This window comes from Bacillus sp. CH_48, assembly GCF_038008465.1.
Classification (GTDB): domain Bacteria; phylum Bacillota; class Bacilli; order Bacillales; family Bacillaceae_G; genus Bacillus_A; species Bacillus_A thuringiensis_S.
On the sequence record NZ_JBBOZF010000001.1, the window covers coordinates 4,773,069 to 4,786,675 of the forward strand.

Sequence of the window (13,607 nt, forward strand, 5' to 3'; positions counted from 1 at the left end):
TATTGTATAATGTTGTAAAAAGATGTCGGAGGGATTTAATGTTAAATACAATATCTCAATTCACAATTAAGCTTTCATCAATTCTTTTATCACTCTTACTATTATTAAATTTACCTTATTTATTTATCACTCAACAAGGATTTACCTTTCAACCAATTTATTTTTTTAATCAGATCGTTACCATGTTAAAACAGGTCTTCTCCCTTGAATCATTAGTGATTATAGGATCCGACCCGAAGTTTGGCCATTTCAAAAAAACACCATTATTTCCAACTGTTTTAGAACCTTACCTATATTCATTTACTATATTATTTTTAGCCTTTTTTCTTGCTCTCTTTTTATCATCTAGCACGGCATTTTTTTATTTTTTAGCAAAAGATTATATAAAAAAATGGATAAACCGAATTGTGTTCATATTAGAAGCTGTCCCTGATATGATGATGATGATTTGTTTGCAAATATTTTTCATATGGGTACTTCAGAAATTTGGGGAATCTCCTGTCACTATTATTTCTTTTAATGAAAATCGAGCTTATTTACTCCCTATTTTATCATTAGCTGTCTTACCTACATTACAAATGTTTCGGATGATGGTGTTATACATAAAAGAAGAACAAGGAAAACATTACGTAGAGGTTGCATATGGAAAAGGCCTTTCATCAAGTTATATATTATCCATTCATTTATTCAAAAATATATCTATCCACTTCTTCCACCATTTAAAAACGATTTTTGTTTTCTTACTTTCTAATTTATTCATTTTAGAATTTGTTTTTAATATGGAAGGCATTATTCAATTTTTATTTAATAAGGCGTTTGTTTCACCTCCAGCTACATTTATTATACTTGTTATGATTATTTTACCGTTTTACGCCATTTTCCAAATAATCTCATTCATGATGAATAGATGGAAAAAGCAATTGAAAGGAGTATCATTATGAAATCTATTTGGAAATCAAAACGCTTTTTAATCGGCTTTACTTATTTATTCATACTTATTTCAGCTAGTTTTATTTATAGTTGGTTCTTTAAAGATAACATCCCAAAACCTCCTCAGTTACTTTACAATGAAAATAACGAATTACTTGGAAAGGCCCCCTTTCCGCCTTCGTTAATTCCACCTTTTGGATCTGATCGTTTTGGAGAGTCTGTTTTCTTACAAATTGTAGAAGGAGCAAAATTTACTATTTTATTAGCCGTGGCAATTAGCTTCTTTCGAATTTTATGCGGAACATGTATAGGAATCCTCTTAAGTTTATTTGCTCCAAAACTCAAGAGATTTTTCCAGTCATGCTCAGAAGTTTTTTATTATATTCCAACTCTATTTATCGCATTCATACTTATCACGCCCGTTAATATTGTAATCACGTCAAATGCTGATGGGGTAGATCCAAATATTTCATTTACGTTTTATCAAGTACTCGTACTTATTTTCGTCGCTCTGCCTACACTTTCTTTATACATATCCTCAGAGGTTGATGAATTTATGAAACAAGATTACATCTTAAGTTCACAATTACTGGGGGCTAGTCGTTTTCATATTATTAAAAAACACTTACGAGTCTTATTACTTGACCGCTTATTTGTATTATTTATGGAACATATCGTCCAAACACTCATACTCGTTATCCATTTAGCGTTGCTTAACATTGTAATTGGCGGCATACAAATGCGTGAACTCTATGACGGAGTGCTCAAACCTGTTTCTCTATCTAATGATTGGGCAGGCCTTATTGGATTAAATCGTAATGAAATGAATCTTTCATGGTGGATTATTTTTTATACTCTCGCTTCATTCTTTATTACGATTCTATTTATTAAGCTTATGACCATCGGGATTCAAGATGCACTGAAAGCAAGAGATTCGCAAATTGTAGCAATTCAAAACGTTCCAGATCATAAAAAATTTGTTAAACATAAAGATTCTTTTTCGTTTGCAAATAAAGTAAACCTTTAATCGTTTCTCATTAATCAAGTATTAATTGGCATCGATATTAGTAGAAAATAAAGAAGATGATCCCTATTAAATACAGGGATCATCTTTTTATGCCGTCTAACTTTTTTTACATGTCCTTTGCTAGACTCACAATTTTTATATTTAAAGTGAATTATTTGCAATCACAATTATGTTTTTTAAAATCAATTACCATACGCCCTTGAATTCTACCTTGTTCCATTTCTTCGAATACATTTTGTACTTTATCTAGCGAACAAGTTTGAACAACCGGCACTACTTTTCCTTCTGCCCCAAACATAAACGCCTCTTCCAAATCTTTACGAGTACCAACTAGAGAACCAACTACTTCAATTCCATCCAGTACAAGTCGCGGGATGTTTAAGTCCATTGTTTCTACTGGTAGCCCTACTGCAACTACTTTACCGCAAGCACGTACTGCATCAACTGCTGAGTTAAAGGCTACTTTAGAGACTGCTGTTACTACCGCAGCATAAGCGCCACCAAGCTCCTCTTGAACAATTTTATCAGCAGGACCTTGAGAAATTGGATTGATAGTCATATCAGCACCAACTTCTTTCGCTAAGGCTAATTTGTCGTCATTAATGTCTACTGCGATTACCTTTGCACCAAATACATTTTTAGCATATTGGATAGCTAAGTTACCTAATCCACCGCAGCCATAGATTACAATAGGTTGACCAGGTTTAATATCTGATACTTTAATAGCTTTATATGTAGTTACACCAGCACATGTAATTGATGATGCTTGAGCAGGATCTAATCCTTCTGGTACTTTTACCGCATAATCAGCTGTAACGATACATTGTTCAGCCATACCACCATCTACTGAATAACCTGCGTTTTTAACTTCACGGCAAAATGTTTCTCTACCAGTTACGCAATATTCACAACGTCCACAAGATTGGAACATCCATGCAATACTTACACGGTCACCTATCTTTAGCGAATTAACATCATCAGCTATTTTCGTAACAATACCTACACCCTCATGACCAAGAATACGGCCATCAGTGTTACCAAAATCATGATTCGCAACGTGTAAATCAGTGTGGCAAACTCCACAATACTCTACATCTACTAACGCTTCACCTGAGCGTAACGGACGTAATTCTTTTTCAACCACTTCGATGTTTGCTTTGCTGTTTTTATTAACCACTACTGCTTTCATATGTGATCTCCCCTTTAGTGTTCTAGCGTTTTAATGAGTTTATCTCACAACTACTTTCCTCACTACTTTGGCTAGTTACCGTACCAAATTTAAGTATTCAATCATCATTACATGTTCATCATAACATGACACTTCATAAACAAATTGTGAAATTATGAACAATATTTGAATCATTACACAAATCGGTCTTTATTTTTAATTTTTAAAAATGAGAGTTTATCACTGACTATATGTAAGTCATACATTTCTAAAAGAAAAGAAAAGAAAATAAATTAACAAACTTCTCAACGATAAAAAAAAGCTCTTTACTCAATATTTTCTACATTTAAACACTTAGTTTCACAGTAATAGCCTTTACCGCCAACATAAACTTTTTCTATTTTATTTTTGCTATTGGTTGCTAATTTAACTAATATTTCGGAAGGCGAGTGTAAAGAATAACCTTGTTCAAATACATAGACTTCTTTTTGCAAATAGTGCTGTTCATAAAGGTAGCAAGCTAATGCACCGTTTGAAGTTCCAGTCGCTGCTTCTTCATTAATGTCGTATAGTGGAGCAAAATTTCTGCATATAATTCGATTGTCATTAAAAGTATATAGATGCATCCCAACAACATTATAATACTTGCTGATTTCTTTAATTTTTTCAAAATTAGGTTTCAGTGCATGTAATTGTGTTTCGCTTTTTATAGGAATTAAAATATCTTTTAAGCCCGTGGAGACAATTTGGATTGGGTATTTATTGTCTATATCTTTAATGTCAAAACAGTCGGTGAACTCATTTGGAGATACAACATCATAGAATATCGGTTTATTTTGTTCCATGAATATGATGTCATCTGTTATGGTAATAGTAAGAACACCGCTGTTCGTTTCAATCGTATAGCGATTCTTGAAAATTTTATTTAAATGCATCAGTATCGCGAAAGAGCCAATTGTGGCATGACCACATAAATCAACTTCTTCTTTTGGAGTAAAATACTCAAATTTATAATCAGCAATTTCAGATTCTGATATAAATGCGGTTTCCGCATAACCCAGTTGTTTCGCTATTGTCATTTTTTGAGTAGTGGTCAATGTATTTGTATTCTCAATAAATACCACTCCTGCTTTATTTCCGCCTTTATGATCCTTGCTAAATGCACTTGCAACATAAACGGATATTTTCATAAGACACCTTCCTCACTTATAGTAAATTATATATAGAAAGCACTACATATAAATGTAATTGGATAAATTATCCATAAAATACGAGACAAACTATTTTTAGCATTTGAACTCTCCAAAAATAGTTTGTCTACAGTCTGAAAGCTCTTCATTTGAAGAGCTTTTTTATATTCGCTTCATCGAAATCGTTTCACGTATACTTTGTAAATTTTTAAGCGTTTCCTCTTGTCGCTGCAACGACAACCCTACATACAAAGTATCTAATAAGCTTAACTGTGCTAATCGTGATGAACTTGCTTCTGTGCGGAACTCAGTCTCACGTGTTGATGTATATAACGTTATATCAGCAAGTTGACTTAATGCTGATTTCTTATAGCTCGTAATCGCAATAATTTTGGCCCCTCTTGCTTTCGCTACTTCTAATGCTTCAAGTAATCCTTTATTGCTACCAGAGTGAGAAATGCCAATAACAACTGAATTTTTCGAGAGTAAACCTGCTCCCATAATTTGAAAATGCGAATCAGTATGAGCGATACAAGAAATACCCGTTCTCATAAACTTATGATACGCATCCATCGCAATAATACCAGAGCCACCATTTCCATAAAACTCAATTCGACTTGCTTCTTGCAAGGCTCGTACAGCCTGCTCAAGTGCTGTTTCATTTAGCAAATGTAAAGTATCTTGCAGTCCTGTAATATGCGAATGAAAAACTTTTTTAGCAACAGTTACCATACTATCTTCTGCTGATACCTCTTCATGAATATTTTGCATTGGTGTATGTACAATTTCACGGGCTAATGTAATCTTTAAATCTTGAAAACCTTGCAAACCAAGGTGTTTACATAAGCGGAATATCGTAGCTTCGGAACTATTCGTAACTTCAGCTAATTCTGTAATAGATTTATGTACAACATCTTGTGGATGTTTCAAAATATGTTCGGCAATACTTCGCAATTTCGGTGATAAACCATTTAACGAAGCCTGAATCTTTCCAATCCCACTTCTTGTACCAGGCATAGCATATCTTCCCCTTCCATCGTAGCTTTATCCTGTAAAAATCGATTAGTTTAACTAATCATCAGTGGGGATGGTCCCCCCTGATTAGAGTTTCACTTTATTGTACCTAATTATTAAAAGAAGAAAAACCTATATTAGGGATTACTATAAATTTTAATTGCTCCTATGTATTCTGTCATACGATATAACAGAATTATTCATACTTATGAATAATTCTCCCCATGTTTCACTGCGTATAATGCGGCTTGCGTACGATCATCCACTTCCAATTTAGCTAAAATGTTTGAAACGTGTGTTTTCACAGTTTGTTCTGTAATATGAAGTTCTGCTGCAATCTCCTTGTTGCTTCTTCCTTTCGCAATTTCACGAAGTACCTCTTGCTCTCTTTTCGTTAACATTGAAAAAGGATTTTCTATTTCCTTCTTTACTGCGGAACGCCCCATTAATGCAGGTGTTACTTTCGGGTGAAAATTCGCATTTCCTTGTTGTACTGCAATAATAGAAGCGACAAGTTGCTCAGGTTGTACTTCTTTTAATTGATAACCATCTGCTCCAGCTTCAAGTGCTGGTATAACATAATCTTGCTCTGAAAAACTACTTAATATAAGTACCTTTATCGTCTCATCGTATTGCTTTAGACGTTTTGTCGCCTCAATTCCATCCATTTTCGGCATTGATACATCCATTAGTACGACATCTGGTTTTTCTTTTTGCACGAAATGTAATGCCTCTTCGCCATTTTCCGCTTCCCCAATAATTTCAAATTCTCCTCTCGTTTTCAAAAAGAATACAAGTCCTCTTCGAACGATATGATGATCCTCAACTAATAGCAATTTAATCTTCAATCTTATTCTCCCCTTCAAATCGGCAATTGAATTTCTATTTTTGTACCCTTTCTCAGCTCTGTTATAATTTGAAACGATCCCTTCATTAATTGAATACGTTCCTTCATACTTTTCAGGCCAAGTGCTGACTCCCTTACTTGATCTTGTATAAATCCTATTCCATTATCTTCTATGTAAAAAAATAACTGGTTATTTTCTATTTTTAAAAGAACATGTACCTTTTCACACGAAGCATGCTTTTTACAATTATGTAGCGCCTCTTGGCTAATACGCCATAAAACTTCTTCTATTTCATCCCCAATTGAAACCATCCCATCAATTCGAACTTCCACTTGAACTCCTAACAACTTCCCGTAATTTTGAATTGCTTCTGCTAATCCTTTCTCTAATCCTTCAGGTCTTAATTGCCAAATTAATAACGTCATCTCTTGTAATGCTTCTTGTGATAATTCTCCAATATAACTTAACATCTCTTGCAATTCTCTATCTTGCGTCATATTCAAAGTACCTTTTGCTGTTAGCATAATAGAAAATAACAATTGTTTTACTGAATCATGTAAATCACGTGCAAGTCGATTTCTTTCCGCTACCACTACATATTTACGTTCTTTCTCAACTAATTGAATACGTTGTATTGTCGTTCCAATTTGAAATGCAATTGATTCTAATAACGCTAACTCTTCCTCAGAAAAATGTGTCTTATGAGGCGCGGCTACATTTAATAGGCCAAATTTCTCTGATCCAGACCTAAGCGGAATTGTCGCATGATGTGTAACATCTTCTGTCTCTCCCCAATTACATTCAATTGCATCTTCTATTCGCTTACATTCAATAATATTAGTCGCTTTTTCTAATCTCCCATTCACAAAACGTTCTACACACCAACAGTTTCCTTCACACATCGGCTTCTTCTCTTGCCACGTAAGAGCCTCTGGTAAATTTTCGTCTACAAGCATGCTATGCTTTCCACTTTCATCAATAAAGAATATCCACCCTGTTTGTAAATTCATTACTTGTAACAATGTATGCAACACTTTTTCTAACATATCCTGTAAGTTTGTTGCTTCATTTAATAATTCAGCAATTTCTTTTAATGCTTCTAAACGATGCATCTCTTTTTCTTCAAAGTTCATTCTCATCACCAACTACAATTATAACATTAAGAAATTTCTAAATTCTATAAATAAAAAAAGAACCGAATTCCTTCAGCCCTTTCTTTATATCAATCATTTTATTATTGTTATTCTATCCAATGTTGGAATCAGAATTTTTGTTAACAAGCGATTCTACTTTAGCTGTCCGATAAAGATTGTCCACCATGAATATGCTGTAAACTTTCAGTAGTAACAACCATATTCGCTGCCGGCATTTGCACTTGATTCTTATGGAATATAGACATTAATTCAAATCTTACTTGTCTAGAAGTTTCAAAATAATCTTCTGGCTTTATTAAACCTGTAATACAAAATTCATAGCCAACATATTTCAGGTTAGGATTTAAGTCTGTAACACCGACGTATTTAAATGGTTCAACAGCCTCATCCTCTACTCTATAAAGAGTTTGATCCAATTTTTCATTGCATATAACACATACTTCTTCTAACAATTCCTTCACTCTTGTTGGATCTTCCTGATAACTTACCGTGATGCGTTCAATTACACGCATCCATCCTTTATTAAAATTTTGTATCGTTCTAATCTCTCCGTGTGGGATGGTAAGTAATTTTCCTGACCATTCACGTATTTGCATAAAACGAATACTAATCTCTTCAATAGTTCCTGAATTTGTTCCGTTAAAAGTTACAAAATCACCAACTCGAAACTCTTTGTCCGCTAATCTTGCAAAGCCTAATATAACATCTTTTAACATCTGTTGTGCAGCAAAACCGATGACAACTCCAGCTATCCCTGCACCTGCAATAATACTTTTTATATCTACAAATTGGCTAATTAAATATATGATAAGACTGATGATAATGATATATCTAAAAATAGATCGAATTACACTTTGAATCGTCTGCTCTACCTCTTCATCAAAAAAGCTTGATTTCCTAAAAAACCAATCAATAATACGGTTTATTACAAACGAAATAATGATTAAAACTAAAGCAAATAGCAAAAATCTTAAAAGTAAAAACTCCCTTACATAATTAAAAAATTCTTCAGTATACGTTAATAAACTCATCCATCCACTTCCTTAACTAATAAAAATTCTATACAAAGCCGCTATATTTTTTAAATTCATTAGACATTCTTCTATAAATATACCCTTTTTCATAACCTAAAGGGAGCTGGCAATTGAAATTTTTTATGACTTTACTTTAAAACTACACTACTCATCTCAACAAAAGGAAAACATTTACATTATATCGAATAGTTCATTTGAAAATATTATTACTCACGGAGGTTACAACCAATGGGATATATTGAAGAACTAAGAGAAGTTGTTGGATCAAGGCCACTCAATTTAGCAGGCGTTGCGGTAGCTGTTTTCAATGAACAAGGACAAATATTACTACAACAAAGGCGAAATGGCATGTGGGGTGTCCCAGGAGGTTTTGTGGAACTTGGTGAATCTACAGAAGAAGCTGGAAGACGAGAAGTACTTGAAGAAACAGGAATTGAAATTGGTACACTTCAGCTAGTAAGTGTATTTTCAGGTAAAGAATTTTTTGTGAAATTACCGAACGGAGATGAATTTTACCCTATGACAATCGCTTACCTTTGCAAAGATATTACAGGTGGCTCGCTACAAGCTGATCGAGTCGAATCATTACATGTACAGTTTTTTAATTTAAATGAGCTACCACAAAATATTAGTCCATTCATAAAAAAATTAATTGAGCAAAATGTCGTCTCGGTTTAAACGCAAAAAAGAGACCTTTTTAAAGGCCTCTTTTTCATTTCACTTCTGCATGTAAACAAGATTTAAAATGTCCAAGTGCAAATTCATGCCCTTGCGCATTAAAAGATGCAACTGCCTTTTCATAAACAACAATTTTAAATCCTTTATTATACGCATCTACTGCTGTATGAAGAACGCAAATATCAGTACAAACACCTACAAGATGAACTTCTTCTATTCCTCTTTCTCTTAACTTCATCTCTAAATCTGTTCCAGCAAACGCACTGTATCGCGTTTTATCCATATAATATACATTCTCAGCATTTTTATATGTTTCGTATACTTCTTGTAACTCACCGAATAAGTCTCTACCATTTGTACCTGCTATATTATGAGGAGGGAATAATTTCGTTTCGGGATGATATTCATCATTTTCTTCATGTTTATCAATTGCAAACACTACGTAATCTCCATTTTCAATATATTGCTTCGTTATATGTACAATTTCCTGTTCGATTTCTTGACCTGGTTTTCCGCAAGTTAAAGCGCCTTTTTCCGCTACAAAATCATATGTATAATCAATATTAATAAGAGCTCGTTTCATAACTACTATCTCCCCTTCTCCTGTTTCACAGTAAACAATAGAAAATTTGTTATTACGACATCGTATGTACTATTCGACATTTCAAATGAAATACCTACATTTTTCTTGTAAAACTTATCTTAATCAAAGTTTATCATAAAACAGGCACACAATGACAAAACATATACTTCCCATTAACAAGTCATAAGTTTGATAATTAAACGTAAGTTGATTAACGTCTTGTATAGTAACCCAAATTACTGACATGATTATACTAATCAAGAAGATACGAACATATCGATTCATACCTTCAACCTTTTTCTCCATCATAGTAGTAACAAGTGATTCCTTACTGCTTAATCGTACTAGAAAACGAAATAAATTATTCCCTATTACACCATTCCATCCAAACAAAAAAGCACACTACTTTTTTGAGTAATGTACTTTTTATTCTGATTAAGACGCAGGCTTTGTCTCAAATGTTGCTTGATTAAAACTAATAACCTTTCCTTTCGGGTCATTGTTTTCATACTGAACTGCAGTAATTGTATGACTACCTGTTTCCAGCGTCTTTTCTTTTAATTGTACTGTTGTCTGTGTTGTACTAGTTACTTGATGTTTATCTGTATACATTTGATCTACAAATATGAATGTTTCTTTATCACTTTGAAAATTAGAAAGTTCTAATTCAACTTGCTGAATTAAAGTATCCTTTTTGATGAATACAGTCGGTATATTTCCATTTTCAGAAGTACCATCTGGAGTAATAACTTTTACTTTCCCTTCTCCAATTGACATTGCGCCTTCAGGAAATACAACCATATTCTCATCACTTGCGTTTACAACTTGTTCTTCCTGTTTTGATTGCGCGTCCTCTTTTTCCTGTGGAGCACCGCAACCTACTAATAACAATACAGACAATCCAGTGATTATGAATTTTTTCAAAATTCATCCCCCCTGTCATTTGATTATAATTTATTATACAAAAATAACTTTTAAAACTTTTATGAACATATAGAAGCTTGCTCACGATTAATGTATCATACTTTCCTTAATAGAACATTAATTTTTTTTATGAAATAAATAGTAATTCCTTCTTATTTATCATTTTAGCCCAACAAATCGATATAATACCCGCTCCAAAATAAAAAGACATTGATATGTCCAATGTCTTTTTATTTTGCACTTTAAAAAACAAATGTTGTGATTTCTTCTACTTCTTTTCTTGGAAGTTTTTTTGGCTTATCTTTCGGAAATCCGAGTGAAATAACCATATTTATTTGTTTTTCAGGCTCAATTTGTAAATATTGGCGCAGTTCATCTTGAGCTAGCAATACTGGCCCTGTCATTGGACAAGTACCAAGTCCCTTTGCATGTGCAGCTAACATTAAGTTTTGTGCCGCTAAACAGCTACTCTTAATCCCTTCTTCTTCCCAAACTGAATCTGGAACAAAAGCAATGGGATCAAATATCTTTTCACGAAACTTTGATTCATATGGTGTTGCCAAGCATACGATTAATACTGGTGCCTCAGAGAAAGCTGTCGCATATGGTCCGAAAGAACGCGTAAGTAATTTCCCTGCTTTCTCTTCTCCATTATCTGTTGCTTTTGCCGCAAGTTTATGTAAAGCATCCCATGTCATTTGTTCAATTTCTTTAATCTTCTCTCGGTTCATAATGACCAAGAATTCCCACGTTTGTGAGTTCGTATCGCTCGGTGCATAACGAGCACAATCAATTATTTCTTTTATATCATTAGTAGATACTTCTTGTTCTGTGAACTTTCTAACACTTCGTCTTCCGTGAATTACTTCTTTAAAACCTTCATAATTCATACATTAAATCCCCTTTTTACAGCGTTTTCAAATCTTGTCCTACGCTTGAATTATATCATGAAAAAAAGCTGAAGGAATATCAGCTTTTTTCTTCAATATTAGTTCATAACTTTAAACAATCTAATACTTTCTTCATATGCCACTTGGAGTTTCTTTGTAATTGGTCCTCTTTCGCCGTTTCCAAACTGTTCATCACCAATTTGAACGACTGGGAATATTTCAAGCGGCGTCGCTGTAAAGAAGCACTCATCAGCCTCATATACTTCTTGTAATGAAAACTCTCGTTCCTCTACTTCGATATGTAACTCTTTCGCTAATGTAATAACATAGTGCCGCGTAATGCCCTGTAGAATGAAATTGTCAGCCGGATGTGTAATCAATTTATTATTTTTCACCATAAAGAAATTCGAATGACACCCTTCAGTCACAATGCCATCTCGTACTAATATTGCTTCTTGATACCCTTGTTCATTTATTTTATTTTTAATCATGATATTTGGTAAAAGATTTAATGATTTTATATGGCAAAACTTCCACCTGATGTCCTCTTCTACCGTTACCTTAATCCCTGCCTTCATTGAAGCAACTGGTCTTGGGAACGAAACAAGATTTGCAAAATATGTCGGTTGTAAATCTGATTCATATACATGATTGCGTGGTTGTGCACCTCTTGATATTTGTAAATATACATTCCCATCTTCTTGAAATTGATTTTTTTCAATCATTTGATGTAACTCTTCCACTAATTCTTCCTTCGTAAATGGTGGAATTAGTTTTATTTCTGCCATAGAGTTAAAGAATCGTTCCAAATGTAAATCTAATAAATGAGGCTTGCCATCGTATAGTCTAAATACTTCATAAATACCATCACCAAATTGGAAGCCGCGCTCTTCTAATGCGACCATCGGCTGTTCTTCCTTCGTATTAATCATTCTCCCATTAAACAAGATCCACTCTTTATGAGTAGCTTTCATTCTTCCCCACTCCTTTATCACATGATTGATTTTATTGTACAACTTATGTCACCCTTAAAGAAGGAATTTTCTGTATTTTCACGAACAAAAAATACATCACTTCGTAAAAGTGATGTATTTTATCATTTATTTAAGGAAATATTTTTCAATATCATCTAACATAAGATTCGCAGCTTTAATACCGCCTGCTGTATTCCAGATTACTTCATCCACTTGGAATACTTTATTATTTTTAGAAGCCTGTAGTTGCTTAAAGAGTGGATCTTCTGTCCATTCCTTTGCTAACGAATTTCCTTCATTATTCTTATCTGCATCTTTATCAGACGTGAAATAAAATAAGTAGTCCCCGTCCATATTTGGAATTTGCTCTTTTGTAATTCCTTTTATCGCAAAATCATCTTTATCTTGTAATGGTGGTCGTTTAAATCCAATATCATTTAAAACAACTCCCGAGAATGAGTTTTTTTGATAAATACGAACATCACCTGGCACGAAACGAATAATAGAAACTTTAGAATTCAATTTATCGCCTAACTTCTCTTTCATTCCTTCAATACGTTTTTTATAATCATCAAGAGCTTTTTGCCCTTCTTTTTCTTTATTTACAGCTTTTGTATAAAGCGTAAAGTTTTCTTTCCAATCACCGCGTAATGTTTCTGCATAAACAGTTGGTGCGATTTCTTTTAGCTGATCATATATTTTTTCGTGACGCATTTTATTTCCGATAATTAAATCTGGCTTAAGCTTCATTACTGCTTCTAAATTAATATCACGTTCAGTTCCTACAACTTCCGTATTTTTTAATTCTTTCGCTACATGAGGGTACCATTCATCACCAGCACGTGGTTTCGTAGTCCCCACTGGCGTTACGCCCACAGCTAGGAGAGCCTCTGCACCTTCATTTGTTAAAACAACAACTTTTTTAGGTGTACCATTTACTGTCGTTTCGCCCATTGCATGCTTGACCGTATATGAATCTTTTGCTTTAGCTGATATATCATTTTCTTTTTTCTCTTCTTTACTACATCCTGCAATTACAACCATGAGTATCATAATGCAGAACATAATTAGTTTTTTAGTATGTATCATATGTCCTCCCTAGATGAAATCGATTATCATTAACAATTAAAGATTAATGTATACTACATACATTGTCAATGTATATCAGAAAACTTTTTTAATATATACCATTT

Annotated in this window: 14 protein-coding genes; 3 read left to right on the plus strand and 11 right to left on the minus strand. The window is 33.5% G+C overall.

Going from position 1 to position 13,607, the window contains the following annotated elements; all coding sequences use genetic code 11:
- Positions 1–38: 38 nt before the first annotated feature.
- Positions 39–941: an ABC transporter permease subunit gene (locus N2V92_RS24030; RefSeq protein ID WP_000935300.1), complete on the plus strand. Its 903-nt coding sequence runs from the start codon at positions 39–41 to the stop codon at positions 939–941.
- Positions 938–1,957 carry an ABC transporter permease gene (locus N2V92_RS24035; RefSeq protein WP_000836579.1) on the plus strand — a complete coding sequence of 340 codons (1,020 nt, stop codon included), beginning with the start codon at positions 938–940 and terminating at the stop codon, positions 1,955–1,957. Before N2V92_RS24030 ends, N2V92_RS24035 begins: the two co-directional genes overlap by 4 nt.
- A gap of 151 nt (positions 1,958–2,108) precedes the next feature.
- On the opposite strand, the gene adhP is transcribed toward N2V92_RS24035, so the two are convergent.
- The 6 genes from adhP to N2V92_RS24065 form a co-directional block, all read right to left on the minus strand.
- The gene (gene adhP / locus N2V92_RS24040) at positions 2,109–3,146 is read right to left on the minus strand and encodes an alcohol dehydrogenase AdhP (protein WP_000649140.1); all 1,038 of its coding nucleotides are present in this window, start codon (positions 3,144–3,146) and stop codon (positions 2,109–2,111) included.
- 305 nt (positions 3,147–3,451) lie between these two features.
- Positions 3,452–4,315, minus strand: a complete 864-nt coding sequence (locus tag N2V92_RS24045; RefSeq protein WP_016098469.1) for a PhzF family phenazine biosynthesis protein — start codon at positions 4,313–4,315, stop codon at positions 3,452–3,454.
- 162 nt (positions 4,316–4,477) lie between these two features.
- A complete protein-coding gene (locus N2V92_RS24050) occupies positions 4,478–5,332 on the minus strand; it encodes a MurR/RpiR family transcriptional regulator (RefSeq protein WP_001119645.1) in 855 nt (284 codons plus the stop codon).
- A 203-nt stretch (positions 5,333–5,535) separates the two neighbouring features.
- On the minus strand, positions 5,536–6,177 hold the full coding sequence (casR, locus tag N2V92_RS24055; RefSeq protein ID WP_170264790.1) for a two-component system response regulator CasR: 642 nt from the start codon (positions 6,175–6,177) through the stop codon (positions 5,536–5,538).
- A 14-nt stretch (positions 6,178–6,191) separates the two neighbouring features.
- Positions 6,192–7,289, minus strand: a complete 1,098-nt coding sequence (gene casK, locus N2V92_RS24060) for a two-component system sensor histidine kinase CasK (protein WP_170264794.1) — start codon at positions 7,287–7,289, stop codon at positions 6,192–6,194.
- A gap of 179 nt (positions 7,290–7,468) precedes the next feature.
- A complete protein-coding gene (locus N2V92_RS24065; RefSeq protein ID WP_000055429.1) occupies positions 7,469–8,362 on the minus strand; it encodes a mechanosensitive ion channel family protein in 894 nt (297 codons plus the stop codon).
- Positions 8,363–8,593: 231 nt separating this feature from the next.
- Here N2V92_RS24065 and N2V92_RS24070 point away from each other — a divergent pair, with 231 nt between their 5' ends.
- Complete coding sequence (locus N2V92_RS24070; protein WP_000540506.1) at positions 8,594–9,043, plus strand: NUDIX hydrolase; 450 nt, start codon at positions 8,594–8,596, stop codon at positions 9,041–9,043.
- Positions 9,044–9,077: 34 nt separating this feature from the next.
- Here the strand turns inward: N2V92_RS24070 and N2V92_RS24075 are convergent, their stop codons facing one another.
- The 5 genes from N2V92_RS24075 to N2V92_RS24095 all read right to left on the minus strand — a co-directional run bounded on the left by N2V92_RS24075 (position 9,078) and on the right by N2V92_RS24095 (position 13,503).
- Positions 9,078–9,626: a cysteine hydrolase family protein gene (locus N2V92_RS24075; RefSeq protein ID WP_000816792.1), complete on the minus strand. Its 549-nt coding sequence runs from the start codon at positions 9,624–9,626 to the stop codon at positions 9,078–9,080.
- Between the two features lie 435 nt (positions 9,627–10,061).
- Entirely contained in the window at positions 10,062–10,550 is a 489-nt protein-coding gene (locus tag N2V92_RS24080) for a hypothetical protein (RefSeq protein ID WP_000713494.1), read from the minus strand.
- Between the two features lie 242 nt (positions 10,551–10,792).
- Entirely contained in the window at positions 10,793–11,440 is a 648-nt protein-coding gene (locus tag N2V92_RS24085; RefSeq protein WP_001105348.1) for a nitroreductase family protein, read from the minus strand.
- A 98-nt stretch (positions 11,441–11,538) separates the two neighbouring features.
- Complete coding sequence (gene dat / locus N2V92_RS24090; RefSeq protein ID WP_000648395.1) at positions 11,539–12,414, minus strand: D-amino-acid transaminase; 876 nt, start codon at positions 12,412–12,414, stop codon at positions 11,539–11,541.
- Positions 12,415–12,540: 126 nt separating this feature from the next.
- Positions 12,541–13,503 (minus strand): ABC transporter substrate-binding protein, encoded by a 963-nt coding sequence (locus N2V92_RS24095; protein WP_000581983.1) that lies wholly within the window; start codon positions 13,501–13,503, stop codon positions 12,541–12,543.
- Positions 13,504–13,607 lie beyond the last annotated feature (104 nt).

Bases quoted from the DNA above. Each gene is read 5' to 3' on its own strand.
- N2V92_RS24030 (WP_000935300.1), top strand. From the start codon at position 39: ATGTTAAATACAATATCTCAATTCACAATTAAGCTTTCATCAATTCTT.
- N2V92_RS24085 (WP_001105348.1), bottom strand. From the start codon at position 11,440: ATGAATTATGAAGGTTTTAAAGAAGTAATTCACGGAAGACGAAGTGTT.
- N2V92_RS24035 (WP_000836579.1), top strand. From the start codon at position 938: ATGAAATCTATTTGGAAATCAAAACGCTTTTTAATCGGCTTTACTTAT.
- N2V92_RS24050 (WP_001119645.1), bottom strand. From the start codon at position 5,332: ATGCCTGGTACAAGAAGTGGGATTGGAAAGATTCAGGCTTCGTTAAAT.
- adhP (WP_000649140.1), bottom strand. From the start codon at position 3,146: ATGAAAGCAGTAGTGGTTAATAAAAACAGCAAAGCAAACATCGAAGTG.
- casK (WP_170264794.1), bottom strand. From the start codon at position 7,289: ATGCATCGTTTAGAAGCATTAAAAGAAATTGCTGAATTATTAAATGAA.
- dat (WP_000648395.1), bottom strand. From the start codon at position 12,414: ATGAAAGCTACTCATAAAGAGTGGATCTTGTTTAATGGGAGAATGATT.
- N2V92_RS24065 (WP_000055429.1), bottom strand. From the start codon at position 8,362: ATGAGTTTATTAACGTATACTGAAGAATTTTTTAATTATGTAAGGGAG.
- N2V92_RS24070 (WP_000540506.1), top strand. From the start codon at position 8,594: ATGGGATATATTGAAGAACTAAGAGAAGTTGTTGGATCAAGGCCACTC.
- N2V92_RS24045 (WP_016098469.1), bottom strand. From the start codon at position 4,315: ATGAAAATATCCGTTTATGTTGCAAGTGCATTTAGCAAGGATCATAAA.
- N2V92_RS24075 (WP_000816792.1), bottom strand. From the start codon at position 9,626: ATGAAACGAGCTCTTATTAATATTGATTATACATATGATTTTGTAGCG.
- N2V92_RS24095 (WP_000581983.1), bottom strand. From the start codon at position 13,503: ATGATACATACTAAAAAACTAATTATGTTCTGCATTATGATACTCATG.